Here is a 19,367-nt window from a genome sequence, read left to right on the forward strand (position 1 = left end):
TCAAAAACCCTGTAAAACGACTGACGGCATTGAAGATTCTGTACCAACAGATCCTTAGTGCCGTCCGGGGGTCTGAATCATAAAGGCATAGCATCTCTATGCGAGTTTTTCCGAAGCTGTTCCGTGTTGTCGCTCTGGCGATCCTGTGCCTTTCCGCGGGCGCTCTGGCGCCGAAAGGCGCGTCTTTCCTGGGGTCTTCCCAGGCCGAGGCCGCCGTCGCCCGGTCGATCGCCGTCGAGGGGAACACCCGCGTCGAAGACGATTCGGTGCGTGCGTATGTGACGATCCAGCCCGGTCGTTCCTATGGTCCCGCGGACGTCGATGAATCGCTGAAGGCGCTGTTCGCCACCGGCCTTTTCGCCGACGTGAAGATCGTTCAGCGCGGCGGAACGCTGGTCGTCACCGTCACCGAGAACCCGATCATCAACAAGATCTCCTTCGAGGGGAACAAGCGGCTTTCCGACGAAGCGCTGACGGGGATCATTCAGTCCACCTCGCGCTCCGTTCTTACCCGCGCCCGCATCCAGAGCGACGTGCAGCGGATCCTCGAGGGCTACCGCCGCTCCGGACGGTTCCGCGCCGAGGTCGAACCGAAGATCATCGAGCGTTCCAACCGGCGCGCGGATCTGGTGTTCGAGATCAACGAAGGCGACAAGACCGGCGTCGAGCGGATCACGTTCATCGGCAACACGAATTTCAGCGATGGCCGTCTGCAGGACGTCATCCGCACCCGCGAGAGCGGGTTCCTGAGCTGGCTGCGCACGTCGGACGTCTATGATCCCGACCGTCTGAGCGCCGACCAGGAACTGCTGCGCCGCTACTACTACAAGAAGGGCTATGCGGATTTCCGCGTGGTATCCGCCATCGCCGAGCTCGACCGGGAGCAGAACGTCTTCTACGTGACGTTCACGGTTGATGAGGGCGAGAAGTACACCTTCGGCGACATCGACGTTCAGACCTCGTTGCTCTCGGTCGATCCCGAGCAGCTGCGCGGCATCGTGCGCACCGATCCGGGCGACACCTACAACTCCGAGCTGGTCGAGAAGTCGCTCGAGGATCTGACGCTGGAAGTCTCGCGCCAGGGCTTTGCCTTCGCGCAGGTTCGTCCGCGCGGCGATCGCGACTATGAGAACCGCACCATCTCGATCACCTACTACATCGAGGAAGGCCCGCGGGCCTATGTCGAGCGGATCAACATTCGCGGCAACGACCGGACGCGTGAATACGTGATCCGCCGCGAGTTCGATCTCGCGGAGGGCGACGCCTTCAACCGCGTGCTGATCGACAAGGCGGAGCGCCGCCTGAAGAACCTGAACTACTTCAAGAACGTGCGCATCACGACCGAGCGCGGCAGCGCGCCGGACCGGGTCGTGGTCAACGTCGACGTCGAGGAGCAGCCCACGGGTGAAGTGTCCTTCGGTATCGGTTACTCGACGTCCGACGGCGTGATCGGCGATGTGTCGATCACCGAGAAGAACTTCATGGGACGCGGCCAGTACGTCCGTCTCGCGGTTGGCGGCGGTGCCAACACCCAGACCTACGAGTTCGCTTTCACCGAGCCGTATTTCATGGGTCGCCGTATCTCGCTGTCGCTGGATGCCTATCGCAAGGTCTACGACAGCACCTCCTCGCGGTCCTATGACGAGGATACGACGGGCGGCGGCTTTGCCTTCGGCCTGCCGCTGCGCGACGATGAACTGCGTCTGAACCTATTCTACAAGATCTACCAGACCGACATCTCGCTGAGTAATCCTCTGGCGAGCTATTCACTCGCGGTCCAAAAAGCCGCCGGCACGCGCCTGACGTCGCTGGTCGGCTACTCGCTGGTCTACAACACGCTCGACAACAACAAGGCGCCGCGCGACGGTATTTTCGGCAAGTTCCAGCAGGAATTCGCCGGTGTTGGCGGAGACTCTCAGTTCATTCGCACCACGGCGGAAGGGCGCATGTATCACGAGATCCTGCCGGAATGGGGTGTGGTCGGCATGCTGAAGGGCTCCGGCGGGCACATCGTCGGTATCGGCAAGGACCTCAACCTGAACGACCAGTTCTTCAAGGGCGGCGAGACCATCCGCGGCTTTGAGAGCAGCGGCATTGGTCCGCGCGAGATGGATACCTCCAATCGCGACGCGCTCGGCGGCCGCTTCTTCGTCGCGGCGACGGCAGAGGCGACCTTCCCGTTCCCCTATATTCCCAAGGAACTGGGTCTCTCGGGCGCGGTCTTCGCCGACGCGGGTTCTGTCTGGAACACGGATCCGGGTGCGACGACGGCTACGACCATCAGTTCCAACGGTTTCGATCTTCGCGCATCTGTTGGTGTCGGTATCGAATGGAACTCGCCGTTCGGTCCGCTGCGCGCCGATTTCGCCATCCCGGTGATGAAGAATGATGCCGACGAGACCCAGGTCTTCCGGCTTGGCGGCGGCACCCGCTTCTAGCGCGCCGCACTGAATTCGACCGGCCGCCGCTCGTCAGGGTGGCGGCCGTTTTCGTTTAAGCAAGGGCACACATGAGCGATCCCATTTTCTTCGCCGCGCCGGGGCCGGTCTCTGTGCGCCAGATCGCCGAATGGACCGGTGCCGAAATCGTGCGGGGCGATCCCGAGGCGGAAGTCACGGGCGTGGCGCCTCTCGACGAGGCGTCCGCCGGGGCCCTGGTGTTCATCGACAATCCGAAATATGCCGCGCTGCTTGAGCAGACCGAGGCGACGGCCTGTCTGGTCGCCAAGCGGTTTCTCGCGCGCGTCCCTGAGGGGGTCACACCGCTTCTGACCCAGGAGCCGTACCGGGCGCTGGCGCTGGTCATGGGGCACATGTATCCCGGCGCAATGCGTCCCGAGGGCGCTTTGGGCGCGGGTGGATCGGGTCATGGCGCCATCGCGGCTGGCGCGCATGTGGATCCCACAGCAAAGCTTGAGCCCGGTGTCACCGTTGAGCCGGGCGCCGTGATCGGCCCGGACGTGGAAATCGGCGCGGAGACGCTTGTCGGCGCCAATGCCGTGATTTCGGCGGGCTGCCGCATCGGCCGGAACTGCTCGATTGGCCCCAACGTCACCGTTCAGCACACGCTGATCGGCGATCGGGTGATCCTGCACCCGGGCGTTCGCCTCGGTCAGGACGGCTTCGGTTTCGCCATGGGGCTGCAGGGGCACCAGAAAGTCCCGCAGATCGGACGGGTGGTTATCCAGAACGATGTCGAGATCGGCGGCAACACGACGGTGGACCGCGGTGCAAATCGCGATACGATCATCGGCGAGGGCACCAAGATCGACAATCAGGTGCAAATTGGACATAACGTCGTCGTCGGGCGTCATTGCGTCATCGTTTCGCAGGTCGGGATTTCCGGCAGCGCGACGCTTGGCGACTATGTGGCGATCGGCGGGCAAAGCGGCGTCAATGGACATGTGAGCATTGGCATGGGCGCGCAAATTGCGGCGGTCAGTGTCGTACGGGATGACATTCCGGCCGGCGGCCGGTATGGCGGGGTTCCCGCCAAGCCGGTCAAGGAATGGTTCCGGGAAATGGCGGCCCTGAAGAGGCTCGCTCAAAAAGGAAACACCAAATCCGACGCGGATTGAAGCGCCGAGACACAACACGCGGCGCTACTGATCGCCAACCGATCGCCGCTGTTGATCGAATTTGACGCCGCTGGAGTGTCGCGCAGCCGCGCGGGACAACCGGTGGTCTGATTTCGCGCGGCACGCCCGTTGATGCGATGAGGCTAGACATGACTGACGATGCCAAGACGACGATGAACAGCGCCGATATCGGGCGAATCCTGAAGCTGCTCCCGCACCGCTATCCGTTCCTGCTGGTCGACCGGATCATCGAGATGAATGGTGATGACAGTTGTATCGGGATCAAGAACGTGACGATCAACGAGCCGCATTTTCAGGGCCATTTTCCCGAAATGCCGGTCATGCCGGGCGTGCTGCTGATCGAAGGCATGGCGCAGACCGCCGGCGCCCTGTGCCTCTGGGCGCGTGACAACGAAGCGCAGCAGCTTGTGTATTTCATGACCATCGACAAGGCGAAGTTCCGCAAGCCGGTGGTGCCGGGCGACCGGGTCGAGTACCACATGACCAAGATCCGCAGCCGCGGCAGCATCTGGAAGTTCCGCGGCGAGGCGATGGTCGATGGCGGCCTCGTCGCCGAGGCGGACATCAGCGCGATGATGGTTGACGGATAGTCCACGCATGACAACGCTCCATTCTACGGCTGTGGTCGATCCCGGCGCCACCATCGGCGCTGGCGTGGAAATCGGCCCGTTCTGCGTGGTTGGTCCGAACGTGACGCTCGGTGACGGCGTGGTGCTGACCTCGCATGTTGTCGTTGAGGGGCACACGGACATCGGGCCGGGCACGCGCATCTTTCCCTTCGCCAGCATTGGCCACGCGCCGCAGGACCTCAAGTTCGGCGGCGAGGTGACCCGGCTGGTCATCGGCGCCAAAACCGTGATCCGCGAGCACGTGACCATGAATCCGGGCACGGCCGGCGGCGGCGGGCTCACGGAAATCGGCGACAACTGCCTGATCATGGTCGGCGCGCATGTGGCGCATGATTGCCGGGTCGGCAACAACGTCATCCTCGTCAATAACGCGACGCTGGGCGGCCATGTGGTCATCGGCGATCACGTGATCGTCGGCGGCCTGACGGCGGTGCATCAGTTCGTGCGCATCGGCAAGCATGCGATGATCGGCGGCATGAGCGGCATTGAAACCGATGTCATCCCCTATGGCTCGGCGATCGGCAATCGGGCCTATCTGGGCGGCCTCAACCTGGTTGGCCTGCGCCGGCGCAACATGCCGCGCGAAGACATCCACGGCCTGCGCGCCGCCTACAAGGCGCTGTTCGAGGGCGAGGGCACCCTGAGCGAACGCGCGGCGACGCTGCGCGAGACAGCCGGCGACAACACGCTGATCCGCGATGTGGTCGATTTCATCCTCGCGGACAGCGACCGCAATTTCTGCACGCCGCGCGGCGCGCGCTGAGCCGGAGGCGGCCGCATGGCGGACACACCGATTGGCGCGGATGCTCCGGTGGCGGTGATTGCCGGCAGCGGCACGCTGCCGGTCGAGGTCATCGAGGCGGCGCAGGCGCGGGGTCTGCCGGTCTTTATCGTCGCCATCAAGGGCGAGGCGGATGAGGCGCTGAAAGCGCATGATCCGCTGTGGCTCGACTGGGGCCAGATCGGCAAGCTGATTTCCAGCCTGAAAGCCGCGGGCGTCCGCGACATTGTGCTCATCGGCGGTATTTCCCGCCGCCCCAGCTTCAAATCCATTGTCGGCGATACTGGAACGATGATGCGGCTGCCGCGCATCATCAGGACGCTCGCGCGTGGCGACGACGGTCTGCTGCAGGGCGTCATCCGGCTGTTCGAGGCCGAGGGATTCCGCATCATCGGCGCCCATGAAATCGCGCCCGCGCTGCTGGCGCCTCCGGGCGCACTCGGTGTGCGGACACCGGATGAGAGCCATCTGCGCGACATCGCCCTGGGCGTGCGCGCCGCGCGGCGCCTCGGGGCGCTGGACATTGGCCAGGGAGCGGTGGTCGTCAACGGGCGCGTGGTCGCCGTGGAGGCGGCGGAAGGAACCGACGGCATGCTCAGACGCTGCGCCGAGCTGCGGGCCGCCGGCCGGATCAAATGGACCGGCCGCGCCGGCGTTCTCGTGAAATGCGTCAAGCCGCAGCAGGATCTGCGCGTGGACCTCCCGTCGATCGGTGCGCGCACGGTCGAGCTCGCGGCGCAGGCCGGGCTCGCCGGCATTGCGGTGGACGCCGGCCGGGTCCTGGCGGCGGGGCGCGCCGCCCTGGTGTCTAAGGCGGACGCGGCGGGGCTTTTCGTCACGGGCATCGCGGCGGACGATTTCGCAAATATCGGGGACGCGGCGGATGACTGAGCCGGACAAGGCGTTTTCGGTGTTCATCGTGATCGGCGAGGAATCCGGCGACCAGCTCGGCGCGGGCCTCGTGCAAGCCTTGCGCGAGCGCCACGGAGCCAACGTCTCGTTTCTGGGGACGGCTGGCAGCCGGATGGAGGCGGCGGGGCTCACAAGCCTGTTTCCGCTCGAGGACGTGGCCGTCATGGGCATGACCGCCGTCCTGGGGCAGCTGCCGACCATCGTCCGGCGCGTCTACCAGACCGTGGACGCGGTCGTTAACGCCGATCCGGACGTGCTGGTGATCATCGACAGTCCCGATTTCACCCACAGCGTCGCCAAGCGGGTGCGCAAGCGGGCGCCGCATATACCCATCGTCGATTACGTGTCGCCGTCGGTCTGGGCCTGGCGGCCGGGCAGGGCGCGGAAGATGGCGCGCTACATCGATCATCTTCTGGCGATCCTGCCGTTTGAACCGGGAGTGCACGAGACGCTGGGCGGGCCGCCGTGCAGCTATGTCGGGCACCCGCTGATCGAGCGGCTCGCGGAGCTGCGCCCGGCACCGGGTGAGCGAACGGCCGATGCGCCTTCGCTCCTGGTGCTGCCGGGCAGCCGGTCCAGCGAGGTCTCGCGGCTGCTGGAGCCGTTTGGCGAGACGGTGGCGCGCGTTGCGGCCGTGCATCCCGGGCTCGAGGTGATGATCCCTTGCGTGCCGCATCTCGCCGAGCGCATTCGCGCGCAGACCGCGACGTGGGCCGTGCGCCCGCGGATCGTGCTTGGCGAGGCGGACAAGTTCGCGGCCTTCCGCAAGGCCCGCGCGGCGCTTGCCGCGTCGGGTACCGTGACGCTCGAGCTGGCGATTTCCGGCGTGCCCATGGCGGTGGCCTACAAGCTCGACTGGTTCTATCGCCGGGTGAAGGACCTGCACCGCTTCATCCCCATCGCGTCGGTCACGTCCATGGTGCTGCCCAATATCATCCTGGAAGACAATGTGGTGCCGGAGTTCCTCGACGCGGACGTCAACGCCGATGTGCTGGCGCCGGTGGTGCTGGATCTTCTGGACGGCTCGGAGGCGCGCGCGCGTCAGCTTGCGGCGTTCTCCACGCTGGAAGCGCGCATGCTGCTCGACGGCGGTGAAAAGCCCCGCGCCCGCGCGGCCCGCATCGTGTCCGAAGTCGCGGGACGGTAGCTCCGGCGCAGGATTCCAAAACCCAAGAAACAAAAAAAGGCGGACCGATTGGCCCGCCGTGAGCGCGATGGCACAGTCTGAATGACTGTTTGTTCGTCATGGTCGGGCCTGTCCCGACCATCCATAAGTCTCTGAAAACATGGATCCTCGGCACAAGGCCGAGGACGACGACCGAGGGGATTTTTCGGCTTCGTCGGCAGAAAAAAGGCGGACCGATTGGCCCGCCTTTTTCGCGTTCATGACGCTTCGTGTCAGCGGCGCTGGCCGCTCTGCACGTAGTCGCGCGGCGCCGCGCCGGTGTAGAGCTGGCGGGGGCGGCCGATCTTCTGCGAGGGATCTTCGACCATTTCCTTCCACTGGGCGATCCAGCCGACCGTGCGGGCCAGCGAAAACAGCACCGTGAACATGGTGGTCGGGAAGCCGAGCGCGCGCAGGGTGATGCCCGAGTAGAAATCGATGTTCGGGTAGAGCTTCTTCTCGATGAAATACTCGTCCGACAGCGCGATCCGCTCCAGTTCCATGGCGACGTCGAGCAGCGGATCGTCCTTGATGCCGAGCTCGCTGAGCACCTCGTGGCAGGTCTTCTGCATGATCTTGGCGCGCGGATCATAGTTCTTGTAGACCCGGTGACCGAAGCCCATCAGGCGGAAGGGATCGTCCTTGTCCTTGGCGCGCGCGATGTATTCCGGAATCCGGTCCACGGTACCGATTTCCTCAAGCATGTTGAGGGCCGCCTCGTTGGCGCCGCCGTGCGCCGGGCCCCACAGGCAGGCGATGCCGGCCGCGATGCAGGCGAACGGGTTGGCGCCCGAGGAGCCGGCCAGACGCACCGTCGAGGTGGAGGCGTTCTGCTCGTGATCGGCGTGCAGGATGAAGATCCGGTCCATGGCGCGGGCCAGCACGGGGTTCACCTTGTATTCCTCGCAAGGAACCGAGAAGCACATCTGCAGGAAGTTGGCCGAGTAGTCCAGGTCGTTGCGCGGATACACGAACGGCTGGCCGATGTGGTACTTGAAGGCCATGGCGGCGATCGTCGGCATCTTGGCGATCATGCGCAGGCTCGCGACCATGCGCTGGTGCGGATCGGAGATGTCCGTGGAGTCGTGGTAGAAGGCGGACAGCGCGCCGACCACACCGCACATGACGGCCATTGGGTGGGCGTCGCGGCGGAAGCCGGAGAAGAAGCGCGACATCTGCTCGTGCAGCATTGTGTGGTAGGTCACGCGCTTGACGAAGTCGTCCTTCTGCGTCGGCGTCGGCAACTCGCCATAGAGCAGCAGGTAGCAGGTCTCGAGGAAATCGCCGTTGTCGGCCAGCTGGTCGATCGGATAGCCGCGATACAGCAGCGTGCCTTCATCGCCGTCGATGTAGGTGATCTTGGATTCGCACGATGCGGTGGAGGTGAATCCCGGATCGTAGGTGAAGCGGCCTGTCTGTCCATAGAGGGAGCCGATGTTGATGACGTCCGGACCGACCGTTCCGCTCTTGATCGTCAGATCCCAGCTCTCGTTTCCGATGTTCAAGGTCGCTTTTTTGTCGCTCATATAGAACCCCTTCTGAATGAAGCCGTCCACCACTGTCCGAAGCCTGAGAGCCTGGTAGCCGGTCAGCTGTGAGAGGAGCTGTCTGCGGCGGGAGGATTGGTGCCGCTTGGTAGCCGATTTAGGGGGTGCCGCAAGTCGATCGCGCTTCGCTGCCTATACTTAGGGCATTTCGGGACCGCACGATTGCGCCATTCCGCGAGGAAAATGCTGCGCTGCGACAGTTTGCGTCCGAAATCCGCATGGCGGCTCAATGCCGTCCGCCATGCGTACAAATAACAGCCCGTCTGGCGCCCGCCCGGCGCCGCGGGACGAGCCGGGCGAAATTCATGCCTTACGCGGCCTGGTCGGCGATGCGGGCGAGCGCCTCGTCGCGGCCCAGAACCATCAAGACGTCGAAAATTCCCGGAGACGTCGTGCGCCCGGTCAGCGCCGCGCGCAACGGCTGCGCGACTTTCCCGAGCTTCAGGTCTGCTTCCTCGGCATAGGCGCGCACCGCCGATTCGGTCGCCTCGACGCTCCACTCGTCAAGCGCCTGCAATTTGGGCAGAAGGCCCGCGAGCACCGCCTTGCCAGCCTCGTCGAGGAGTTTCAAAGCCTTCTCGTCGATGTCCAGCGGGCGCTCTGCCCACAGGTAACCGGCGCTGTCGGCCAGTTCCACCAGCGTCTTGGCGCGGTCCTTCAGGCCCGGCATCGCGGCCAGCAGCTTTGCTTCCATGTCCGCGTCGAGACGGGCGAGGATTTCGGGGCCACCCTCCGTATGCGGCAGGAACTCCTTCAGCGCCTTGAGAAGGCGCGCGTCGTCGCTCGCGCGCATGTAGTGGCCGTTGATGCTTTCCAGCTTGGCGAAATCGAAACGCGAGGGCGATTTGCCCATGCCGTCGAAGCCGAACCACTCGAGCATCTGCTCGGTGGAGAAGATCTCGTCGTCGCCATGCGCCCAGCCCAGGCGCACCAGATAGTTGCGCATCGCCTCGGGCAGATAGCCCATGTCGCGATAGGCGTCGACACCGAGCGCGCCGTGGCGCTTGGACAGTTTCGCGCCGTCCGGCCCGTGGATCAGGGGAATATGCGCCATCACCGGCACATCCCATCCCAGGGCATGGGAGATGACGGTCTGGCGGGCGGCGTTGGTCAGATGGTCGTCGCCGCGGATGATGTGGGTGACGCCCATGTCGTGATCGTCGACGACCACGGCCAGCATGTAGGTGGGGTTGCCGTCCGAGCGCAGGATGATGAAGTCGTCCAGATCCTTGTTGGGAAAGGTGACGCGGCCCTGCACCTGGTCGTCGACCAGGGTTTCGCCGTCGCGCGGCGCCTTGATGCGGATCGCGCCTTTGGCGCCGGCGGGCGCCTCGGACGGATCACGGTCGCGCCAGCGGCCGTCGTAGCGCGGCGGGCGGCCCTCGGCGCGGGCCTTCTCGCGCATCTCGGTCAACTCATCGGGCGTCGCGAAGCAATAGTAGGCCTTGCCGTCGGCGACCAGTTGTTCGGCCACCTCACGGTGGCGCGGCGCGCGCGCGTATTGCGAATACGCCTCGCCGTCCCAGTCCAGTCCCAGCCAGGTGAGGCCCTCCGAGATCGCCTTGATGGCGGCGTCGGTAGAGCGTTCGCGGTCCGTGTCCTCGATCCTGAGCAGCATCTTGCCGCCGTGCGCCCTGGCGTAGAGCCAGTTGAAGAGCGCCGTGCGCGCGCCTCCGATGTGCAGGTAGCCGGTGGGCGAGGGGGCGAAGCGGGTGACGACAGTTTCACGCATAGGGGCCGGATCGATCTGTGATGGGTCTGGATTGCGGCGCGATGCAGCGCCGGGTTCGCCGGTGGTGTAGCATGTCAGGGGATGCCGCAGAAGAGCGGGCAGCACCATGAACGGCAATGATGGTCCGGGGCAGCAGGCCGTCCGGCCTGTCGTGGCCGCCACCCGGCGGGTGGCGGGACGCCTGCGCGGACTTCTTGTAATACGGCCGCGCGTGGCCCTGCGGCTGACGATCGAGCGGCTGTGGCATTCCTTCATCCATGCGATCGGCCGCGATCTGGACGCCGGTCACGGCGCGCCGTGGGCCGTGCTGGCCTTCGCGCTCGGCATTTGGGGATACTTCGCGCTGCCGCGCGAGCCCTTCGTCTGGGCGACGATCCCGCTCGCGCTGGCGCTTGCCGCAACCGCCTGGTGGCGCCGGTCGCGCGGGCGGCCGGGCCGGGGGGCGGTTCTGCTTGCGTGCGCCTGCGCGGGGCTCGCCTGCGCGGACCTGCGCGCGGCGCGCGTCGAGGCGCCGCGGCTGGAGCGCGAGCGCACCCATGAGGTCACGGGCCGTATTGTCGCGGTTGAACGGCGGCAGGGGACGGCAGGCTCCAGCGGCTATCGCCTCCTTGTTGCGCCGCGCACGATGTCCAAAGTCCCCCCGATCGCCTGCCCCGGCTGGTGCGGGTCACGGTGCGCTCGGGGGAGAGCGTGCCGCGCGTCTCAAAGCCCGTGCGTTTCCTGGCGCGCCTGTCGCCGCCGGGAGGCGCCGTGCTGCCGGGCGGATACGCCTTCGACCAGGCGGCCTATTTCGCGTCGATCGGGGCGAGCGGCTTCGTCTACGGCGATCTCAAGCCCGTGGTCGATGCCGGGGATTGGCCGGAGCCGGGGTGGCGGCTGCACCTCGGCGGCGCGCTGACGGACATCCGTTTCGCGATCTCGGCGCGCATCCGGGACAGTCTGTCAGATCCGGCGACCGGGACGGACAGCGAGGCGGGCGGCATCGCGGCGGCCCTGATCGTCGGCGACCGCGGGGGCGTCAGCGAGGCGGCGCAGGAAAGCCTGAGGGTCGCGGGGCTCGCGCATGTTCTGGCGATCTCCGGCATGCATATGGCGCTGGTGGCGGGCACGATCTTCTTCGCCGTGCGCGCGGTTCTCGCCGCCTCGCCGGCGCTCGCGCTGGGGTATCCGATCCGCCATTGGGCGGCGGGTGCGGCGCTTGTCGCGGCCACTGTCTATCTGGCGCTCTCGGGCGCCTCGATCGCCACCCAGCGCGCCTACATCATGGCGGCGATCGTGTTCATTGCCATGCTCAGCGGGCGCCGGGCCCTGACCATGCGGTCGGTCGCCGTGGCCGCGTTGTTGATCCTGGCCGCATCGCCCGAGGCCTTGCTGCAGCCGGGCTTCCAGATGTCGTTTGCCGCCGTGATCGCGCTGGTGGCGGCGTATGAGGCCTGGCGCAAGCGCGGCGCGCGCGAGACGACGCGCGCCGGGCACACGCTGTGGCATGGCTTGCGCTTCTGGATCGCCGGATTGCTGGTCACCTCGCTGATCGCCGGGCTGGCGACGGCGCCCATCGCGGCGGTGCATTTCTATCGCACGGCGCCCCTGGGGCTTCTCGCCAACATGGCGGCGATGCCGTTGGTGAGTCTGGTGATCATGCCTGCCGCCGTCGCCTCGGTCCTGGCCATGCCCTTCGGCCTGGACCCGCTGCCGCTGTCCGCCATGGGCGCCGGCATTGACGCCATGCTGGCGATTGCCGAGACCGTCGCGCGCTGGACGCCGTCCGGCGGGCTCGTCGGCGCCGTGCCGCCGGTCGTCGGACTCGCCTGCGTCGCCGGGCTGCTGCTTCTCGCCTTGCTCAAATCGCGCTGGCGGCTGATCGGTCTCGCCCCCATCAGCCTGGCGGCCGTGCTGCATTTTGGCTTTCCCCCGTCCGCCCGGATATTCTGATCAGCGAGGACGGACGCACGGTCGCCGCGCGCCAGCCCGATGGCCGCCTGGCGATCCTTCAGGGAAGCGGCGGGCGCTTTGCGGCCGAGGTCTGGCTGAGGGCCGATGGCGATGTGGCGCCGCTCGCGGACCGCAAGGCCCGTGCGCCGGTGGCGCGCTGTGATGATCTTGGGTGCGTGCTGAGCGCGGGACTTCAGGCGCACGCCGCGCCGGCGCGGGCCGCCCGCGCGCCGCCCGCCTTGCACATCGCGGTGCCGAAAACCCCGCAGGCGCTGCCCGAAGACTGCCGCCAGGCGGATGTGATCGTCGCCTTCTTCGAAGTGCCGGACTGGTGCGCGCGAAGTGCCCTGGTGTTCGACCGGACACGCCTTTTGCGCGACGGTGCCGCGGCGCTGTATCTCGCCGGACCCTCAGACACGCGGATGCCGGGCGGCGCCCGGGATCCGGTCTCAAAGCAGCCCGGACCCGGCACGGGAGCCGCAATGCCCCTGGATGCCGACGTGCCGCCGCTTGTGCGCTCCGCGCGCATCGAGACCGTCCGGAATGGCCGTCATCGTCCGTGGCACGGCGCGCCCGCGGATTGACCGCGTGTTCGCGCGATCCCGCGGAACGGAACCGCGTCCTGCCGGTGCTCAGTAGCGCCGGTAGAGCGCCACGAGCTTGCCCTGAACGCGGACCCGGTCGGCGCCGAAGATCCGTGTTTCATAGGCCGGGTTGGCGGCCTCCAGTGCGATCGAGGCGCCCTTCTTGCGCAGGCGCTTCAGCGTCGCTTCCTCTTCGTCCACCAGCGCCACGACAATGTCGCCGCTCTCGGCGGTGTCGCCCTTGCGGATCAGCACGGTGTCGCCGTCCAGGATTCCTGCGTCGATCATCGAATCGCCGCGAACCTCCAGCGCGAAATGCTCGCCCGACGACAGCATGTCGACGGGAATCGAAATGAAGTGGCTGTGTGTCTGGATCGCCTCGATCGGCACGCCGGCGGCAATCCGTCCCATCACGGGAACGGAGACCACGTCGTCGGGCGAGGCCTCGCGGGACGGGGCTCTTTGCGGTTCGCGCTTGCCCAGCGATCCTTCGATGACGCTTGGCGAGAAGCCGCGGCCGCGCTGCGCGGCAAGACTCGGAGAAATCGATTCCGGCAGCTTGAGAACTTCCAGCGCCCGCGCCCGATTCGGCAGCCGGCGGATGAAGCCGCGCTCCTCAAGAGCCGTGATCAGGCGATGAATGCCGGATTTGGAGCGCAAGTCGAGCGCATCCTTCATCTCGTCGAACGACGGCGGCACGCCGGCCTCCTTGACCCGTTCGTGGATGAACATCAGCAGTTCGTATTGCTTGCGCGTCAGCATGGATGGCCTTTCGCTTGCGGGTCCCTTGGCGCGGCTCGGAATGCCAAGCCGCAGCATCGGGTACAAAACACGAACGTAGGCTACCCGTTCTGTTTGTGTTCTGCAAGGCGAATATGAATGATGGATGTTGTTGGCGCGTTCGCGCGACGCAACGGCGGCTAGAGCCGCACGATGCTGACGGCGTCTCCGGCCGCCGCCGCGGGGGCGTGCGGCGCGCGGATGATCAGCGCGTCGGCCGCGGCGAGCGTGGCCAGCATGGAGGAATCCTGCAAGACGAACGGCGTGGCCACCAGACGGCCCGATGCGTCGCGCGACAGCCTGGCGCGCAGATAGTCCTGGCGGCGGTCGTTTTCGCCAAGCGCATCTCCCAGGATGGCGTCCTCTTCCTTCGGGCCGGAGCCGGGCTGACCGAGCAGCGCATCGAGCAGCGGCTTCAGGAATAGAAGCCCGCATACCATGGAGGAGACGGGATTGCCGGGCAGGCCGAGCACGCGCATGGGGCCGAGGTGGCCGAACATCAGCGGCTTGCCGGGCCGCATGGCGATGCGCCAGAAGGCCAGTTCCATGCCCTCGTTGCCCAGCGATTCCTGCACCAGGTCGTGGTCGCCGACGGAGGCGCCGCCCAGCGTCACGAGAATGTCGGCGCCCCATTCGAGCGCGGCGCGCACCTGGGTGGCGATGGCCACCTGATCGTCGCGGGCAATCTCCAGCATCCGTGCCTCGCCTCCATGCGCGCGCGTCAGGGAGGCGATGCCGAACTGGTTCGAGGCGACGATCTGGTCGGGCGCGGGCTCGGTGCCCGGCGGCACGAGTTCATCGCCGGTGGCCAGCACCGCGACCCTGGGACGCCGGCGCACCGGGATCTCGGCGTGGTTCATCGCCGCGGCCAGCGCCAGCGATCGGTAGCACAGGCGGGTTCCCGCCTTGAGCAGCACGTCGCCTTGGGTGAAATCGAGCCCGGCGCGGCGCACGTAGCGGCCCAGCGGCACGGCCTCGTTGGCGACGATCGTGTCACCGTCGCGGACCGCGTTTTCCTGGATCAGGATCGAATCGGCGCCTTCGGGCAGCGGCGCGCCGGTGAAGATGCGCACGCATTCGCCGGGGCCGACGGAGCCGGAGAATTCATGCCCCGCGGGCGCGTCGCCGATGACCTTCAGGGAGGCCGGCACCAGTTCCACGTCCGCCGCGCGCACCGCGTAGCCGTCCATGGCGCTTGCGGCAAACGGCGGCTGGGTGCGGGTCGCCGCCAGATCCTCGGCCAGCACGCGGCCGTCGGCGTCGGCCAGCGGCACGCGCTCGACCTCGGTGGGCACGAGTTTGTCGAGCAGGCGGGCCAGCGCGTCTTCGACCGATATCAGGCTCATGTGGCGGCGCCTCTATGTGTTGTCCGGGGCGGTCCAGGAGCCCGACTGGCCGCCGGATTTCTCCAGCACCTTTATGCCGGAGAGCACCATGCCGCGATCGACCGCCTTGGCCATGTCGTAGATCGTCAGACAGGCGACGGAGGCGGCGGTGAGCGCCTCCATCTCGACGCCCGTCTGTCCCGACAGCTTGGCCATGGCGGTGACGCGCAGGCCGGGCAGGGACTCGTCGGCCACGATGTCCACGGAGACCTTGGACAAGGCCAGCGGGTGGCACAGCGGGATCAGTTCGTGCGTACGCTTGGCGGCCATGATGCCGGCGATGCGCGCCGTGGCGATCACGTCGCCCTTCTTGGCGTTGCCGGACAGGATCATCTCCAGCGTCTCGGGCTTCATCAGCACCGAGCCGACCGCCGTGGCGGTGCGCGCGGTGACGGCCTTCTCCGAGACGTCGACCATGTTGGCCGCGCCGGTGTCATCCAGATGCGTCAGTCTCGTGCCGGTGGCCATGAGTGCTCCTAACGGTGCGCGCGGGCAAGCAGCGCCTGCGTCGCGGCGGCGACGTCGTCCTGGCGCATCAGGCTTTCGCCGACCAGGAAGGTCTCGATGCCGACACGTTCGAGCCGCGCGCAATCGTCCGGTGTGAAAATGCCCGATTCGCCGACGATCAGCCGGTCACCGGGCACCATGGGTGCCAGCCGCTCGCTGGTCTCAAGCGTGGTCTCGAAGGTCTTCAGGTTGCGGTTGTTGATGCCGATCATCGGCGAGGTGAGCCTGAGCGCGCGCTCGAGCTCCGGCTCGTCGTGTACTTCGATGAGCACATCCATGCCGAGCGCGAAGGCGGCGTCCTCAAGCTCCCTGGCCTCGCAGTCGGTCACCGACGCCATGATGATCAGGATGCAATCCGCGCCCCAGGCGCGGGCCTCGAGCACCTGATAGGGCTCAAAGAGGAAATCCTTGCGCAGTGCGGGCAGGGCGACGGCGTTCCGGACCGCGGCGAGATACTCCGGCTTGCCCTGGAACGAGGGCGCGTCGGTGAGCACGGAGAGGCAGGCGGCGCCCCCGGCCTCATAGGCGCGGGCCAGCGCCGGCGGGTCGAAATCCGCGCGGATGAGGCCCTTCGACGGGCTGGCTTTCTTGATCTCGGCGATCAGCGCGAAGGAACCCGCGTCACGCTTGGCGCGCAGGGCGTTGAGAAACCCGCGCGGCGGTGCGGCGGCCTCGACCTGGCGGCGAAGGCCGGCTTCCGGCACCCGCTGCTTCGCCTCGGCGATTTCCACGCGCTTGTAGGTCTCGATCTTCTTCAGAATATCGGTCATCTGGTATCCATCAGGCGGAGGACGCGCCGCTCGGGATTGTGCAATCTACTGGTTGGAGAGCGCGACCAGCCGGTTCAGCCGGTCGAGCGCCGCGCCGCTGTCGATCGATGTGGCCGCAAGCGCGGCACCTTCCGCCAGCGTCGACGCCTTGCCCGCCACGATCAGCGTGGCCGCGGCGTTCATCAGCACCACGTCGCGATAGGCCGATGTCTCGCCGTTCAGCACGGCCGTCAGGGCCGCGGCGTTGATCGGAGCCTCGCCGCCCTTGATTTCCTCAAGCGGCGAGACCGGCAGGCCCGCGTCCTGCGGCGTGATCTCGAAGGTGGTGACCTCGCCGTTCTTCAGTTCGGCCACGGCCGTCGGGCCGCTGATCGAGATCTCGTCAAGGCCGCCATGGCCATGCACCACCCAGGCGTGCTCGCAGCCGAGGCTTTTCAGTACATGGGCGATGGGCTCGACCCACTGGCGGTCGAAGACACCGACCATCTGGCGGGTGACGCCGGCGGGATTGGACAACGGTCCGAGCAGATTGAAAATGGTGCGCGTGCCGAGTTCCGCGCGCGCCGGACCCACGTGCTTCATGGCGGAGTGATGGGCGGGCGCGAACATGAAGCCCAGACCGGCCGTGGTGACGCAGTCGCTGATGATCTGCGGCGTCACGTCGATGTTGACGCCCAGCGCCATGAGAACGTCCGCCGCGCCGGATTTCGACGACAGCGATCGATTGCCGTGCTTGGCCACGGGGACGCCGCAGCCTGCGACCACGAAGGCGGTGCAGGTGGAGATGTTGTAGGTGCCTGACGCGTCGCCGCCGGTGCCGACCACGTCGACGGCGCCGGCGGGCGCCTCAACGCGCAGCATCTTGGCGCGCATGATCTCCACGGCGCCCGCGATCTCGTCCACGGTCTCGCCGCGCACGCGCAGCGCCATCAGGAAGCCGCCGATCTGCGCCGGCGTGGCCGCGCCGCTCATCAGCACCGAAAATGCCTGCTTCGCCTCATCGCGCGACAAGGGCTCCCCGGCCGCCGCCTTGGCGATCAGCATCTTCAGATCAGACATTGCAGCTCTCCCCCGGGAACCGGCGCCCCGCCGCGACGTGCCGCCCTGACTCCAGGGACAACACGGGCGCGGCGCAAGGACGCGGCATTACAGCGTGCCCGCGCGGCCGTCCGTGCCGATGGCCCGGGCGATCGCCGCCTGATTGATCTGGACGCCGATGCTTTCCTGGACGCCGGTGAGATACTGATCGATCAACGTGCGTTGCATGACCTGCTTCATCTCGTCGCCATCGGGCGCGAAGAAGGGCGGCGTGTCCACGCTGGCGACCTGCAGCACCATCTGGCCGCCCGAGGCGGTTGCGGCGGTGGCCACATGGCCCACAGGGCCCTCGAAGGCCTGTGAAACCGCCGCGACTGACAGATCCGCGGTGCTGGTCTCGCGCGTGACCGGATCGGAGATTTTCGCCTCCAGGCCGAGCTCGGTCGCGATAGCGTCCATCGCGGCGCCGTCCTTCAGGCGCGTTGCGATCTCTTCCGCCTTTGCGGTCAGCTTTTCCTGAAGCTGGGCGGCTTTCCAGTCGTCGATGACCCGGCCGCGGACCTCGTCCAGGGTGCGGTCGCGGTCGGCGATCACGTCCTTGACGTCGAACCAGGTAAAGCCGCGCTGTCCGATCTGCACCGGAGCGGTCTCGTAGCCGATATCGGCGCTGAAAGCCTCGCTAAGCAGCTTGTTGGCTTCCGGCAGCTCAATGGTATTGCCGGCCATGTCCTTGCCCGAGCTGTCGACCGCATCGACAGTGCGCACGTCGAGCTTGAAGCGCTCTCCAAGTTCCGTCAGCGTGGCGCCGCCGGCACGCGCGTCCTCGATCTCGTCGTAAAGGTCGAGCACTTCGCCTTCGGCGCGGCGGGTCGCGAGCTCGTCCTTCAGGATGTCCTTGACCTCGTCATAGGATTTCACGGCCTCCGGCTCGATCTTCGTGATCTTGACGATGACGGGGGCGAAGCGGCCTTCGATGACATCGCTGACAGCGCCTTCGTCGAGCGAGAAGGCGGCTTCGGCGATGGCCGGATCGATCAGCTTGTCGCGTGTCATCAGGCCCAGATCGACGTCGGACAGGGTCAGGCCCTGCTCGGTCACCAGGTCCTCGAAAGCGGTTCCCGCGGCGAGTTTCGCGGCCGCGGCGTCCGCCTTCTCCTTGTCGGCGAACGTCAGCTGCAGCACTTGGCGGCGCTCGGGACTGCCAAAGCGCGCAAGCGAGGATTCATAGGTCTGACGCGCATCCTCCTCGCTGACATTCTGCGGTTTCGCGAGGCTGGCGGGGTCGACGACAATCATCTCCAGCTTGCGGTATTCCGGCGCCCGGTAGGTCGCCTTGTTGTCGTTGAAATAGGCTTCGAGCGTGGTTGCGTCCGGCTCGCCGGTCGGCTCCACCGCGCTGGCGTCGAGCGTCAGGTAGCGCACCGTGCGCTCCTCGCTGCGGTACTGATGCATGGCCTCGAGCATCGTCTGCGGTACCGTCGCCCCGCCGGCAAGTCCTTCCGCGATCTGACGGCGGCGGGCCGTCGACATGCGGGTGCGGATGTACTCGTCCTCGGAATAGCCATTGGCGTAGAGCAGCTGCTGCAGGCGCGAACGGTCAAAGCGCCCGTCGGGTCCGCGGAACATGGGGTCTGCATGGATCTCGGTCACGAGCGCGTCGTTGGAGATGCCCAGATTGAACTCCTTGGCGATGTGGTCGAACGTCGCTTCGGCCACCGCGCGGCCCAGGACCTGGCCGGGCACGCCCAAGGCGGCGGCCTGGGTCCCCGACAGGGGCTGGCCGATCCGCTGGCTGAGGTTCTGCACTTCGCGGTTGTAGGCGCGCTGAAAGTCGACGGCGGTGATTTCGGCCGAGCCGACCTCGGCCACCGTGTTCTGGCCGAAGTCGCGGAATACGTCGGCAATGCCCCAGATGCCGAAGCTCAGGACCAGAAGCGCGATGAAGATCTTGGCGATGGTCCCACCGGCGCTCTTTCGCATGGCATCGAGCATAAAAAATTCCCATTC

At 66.7% G+C, this 19,367-nt stretch carries 16 protein-coding genes; 8 read left to right on the top strand and 8 right to left on the bottom strand.

What is annotated here, in order from left to right:
* The first annotated feature begins 98 nt into the window (after window positions 1-98).
* From bamA to lpxB, 6 genes are all read left to right on the top strand, one after another.
* Window positions 99-2,438 carry an outer membrane protein assembly factor BamA gene (gene bamA / locus D1F64_RS10540; protein ID WP_117412409.1) on the top strand — a complete coding sequence of 780 codons (2,340 nt, stop codon included), beginning with the start codon at window positions 99-101 and terminating at the stop codon, window positions 2,436-2,438.
* Window positions 2,439-2,509: 71 nt separating this feature from the next.
* Complete coding sequence (gene lpxD / locus D1F64_RS10545; RefSeq protein ID WP_117412410.1) at window positions 2,510-3,577, top strand: UDP-3-O-(3-hydroxymyristoyl)glucosamine N-acyltransferase; 1,068 nt, start codon at window positions 2,510-2,512, stop codon at window positions 3,575-3,577.
* A 149-nt stretch (window positions 3,578-3,726) separates the two neighbouring features.
* A complete protein-coding gene (gene fabZ / locus D1F64_RS10550) occupies window positions 3,727-4,188 on the top strand; it encodes a 3-hydroxyacyl-ACP dehydratase FabZ (RefSeq protein WP_117412411.1) in 462 nt (153 codons plus the stop codon).
* A 7-nt stretch (window positions 4,189-4,195) separates the two neighbouring features.
* Window positions 4,196-4,990, top strand: coding sequence for an acyl-ACP--UDP-N-acetylglucosamine O-acyltransferase (gene lpxA, locus D1F64_RS10555; protein ID WP_117412412.1), 795 nt, complete (start codon window positions 4,196-4,198; stop codon window positions 4,988-4,990).
* Between the two features lie 15 nt (window positions 4,991-5,005).
* Complete coding sequence (lpxI, locus tag D1F64_RS10560) at window positions 5,006-5,899, top strand: UDP-2,3-diacylglucosamine diphosphatase LpxI (RefSeq protein ID WP_117412413.1); 894 nt, start codon at window positions 5,006-5,008, stop codon at window positions 5,897-5,899.
* Window positions 5,892-7,067 carry a lipid-A-disaccharide synthase gene (gene lpxB / locus D1F64_RS10565; RefSeq protein ID WP_117412414.1) on the top strand — a complete coding sequence of 392 codons (1,176 nt, stop codon included), beginning with the start codon at window positions 5,892-5,894 and terminating at the stop codon, window positions 7,065-7,067. Before lpxI ends, lpxB begins: the two co-directional genes overlap by 8 nt.
* A 251-nt stretch (window positions 7,068-7,318) precedes the next feature.
* On the opposite strand, the gene gltA is transcribed toward lpxB, so the two are convergent.
* Complete coding sequence (gene gltA, locus D1F64_RS10570) at window positions 7,319-8,611, bottom strand: citrate synthase (protein WP_117414544.1); 1,293 nt, start codon at window positions 8,609-8,611, stop codon at window positions 7,319-7,321.
* A gap of 331 nt (window positions 8,612-8,942) precedes the next feature.
* The gene (gltX, locus tag D1F64_RS10575; RefSeq protein ID WP_117412415.1) at window positions 8,943-10,364 is read right to left on the bottom strand and encodes a glutamate--tRNA ligase; all 1,422 of its coding nucleotides are present in this window, start codon (window positions 10,362-10,364) and stop codon (window positions 8,943-8,945) included.
* Between the two features lie 690 nt (window positions 10,365-11,054).
* On the opposite strand from gltX, the gene D1F64_RS10585 reads away from it, so the two are divergent.
* Both D1F64_RS10585 and D1F64_RS10590 read left to right on the top strand, forming a co-directional pair.
* Window positions 11,055-12,296 (top strand): ComEC/Rec2 family competence protein, encoded by a 1,242-nt coding sequence (locus D1F64_RS10585; RefSeq protein WP_162901469.1) that lies wholly within the window; start codon window positions 11,055-11,057, stop codon window positions 12,294-12,296.
* Between the two features lie 113 nt (window positions 12,297-12,409).
* On the top strand, window positions 12,410-12,880 hold the full coding sequence (locus D1F64_RS10590) for a hypothetical protein (protein WP_117412418.1): 471 nt from the start codon (window positions 12,410-12,412) through the stop codon (window positions 12,878-12,880).
* Window positions 12,881-12,928: 48 nt separating this feature from the next.
* Here the strand turns inward: D1F64_RS10590 and lexA are convergent, their stop codons facing one another.
* The 6 genes from lexA to D1F64_RS10620 form a co-directional block, all read right to left on the bottom strand.
* Window positions 12,929-13,642 carry a transcriptional repressor LexA gene (gene lexA, locus D1F64_RS10595; RefSeq protein WP_117414545.1) on the bottom strand — a complete coding sequence of 238 codons (714 nt, stop codon included), beginning with the start codon at window positions 13,640-13,642 and terminating at the stop codon, window positions 12,929-12,931.
* 158 nt (window positions 13,643-13,800) lie between these two features.
* Complete coding sequence (glp, locus tag D1F64_RS10600) at window positions 13,801-15,006, bottom strand: gephyrin-like molybdotransferase Glp (RefSeq protein ID WP_117412419.1); 1,206 nt, start codon at window positions 15,004-15,006, stop codon at window positions 13,801-13,803.
* A 12-nt stretch (window positions 15,007-15,018) separates the two neighbouring features.
* Window positions 15,019-15,513: a cyclic pyranopterin monophosphate synthase MoaC gene (gene moaC, locus D1F64_RS10605; protein WP_117412420.1), complete on the bottom strand. Its 495-nt coding sequence runs from the start codon at window positions 15,511-15,513 to the stop codon at window positions 15,019-15,021.
* Window positions 15,514-15,521: 8 nt separating this feature from the next.
* On the bottom strand, window positions 15,522-16,322 hold the full coding sequence (gene trpC / locus D1F64_RS10610; RefSeq protein WP_117412421.1) for an indole-3-glycerol phosphate synthase TrpC: 801 nt from the start codon (window positions 16,320-16,322) through the stop codon (window positions 15,522-15,524).
* Window positions 16,323-16,367: 45 nt separating this feature from the next.
* On the bottom strand, window positions 16,368-17,381 hold the full coding sequence (trpD, locus tag D1F64_RS10615) for an anthranilate phosphoribosyltransferase (protein WP_117412422.1): 1,014 nt from the start codon (window positions 17,379-17,381) through the stop codon (window positions 16,368-16,370).
* A gap of 87 nt (window positions 17,382-17,468) precedes the next feature.
* On the bottom strand, window positions 17,469-19,352 hold the full coding sequence (locus D1F64_RS10620; protein WP_117412423.1) for a peptidylprolyl isomerase: 1,884 nt from the start codon (window positions 19,350-19,352) through the stop codon (window positions 17,469-17,471).
* Window positions 19,353-19,367 lie beyond the last annotated feature (15 nt).

Source organism: Breoghania sp. L-A4 (assembly GCF_003432385.1).
Lineage (GTDB): Bacteria > Pseudomonadota > Alphaproteobacteria > Rhizobiales > Stappiaceae > Breoghania.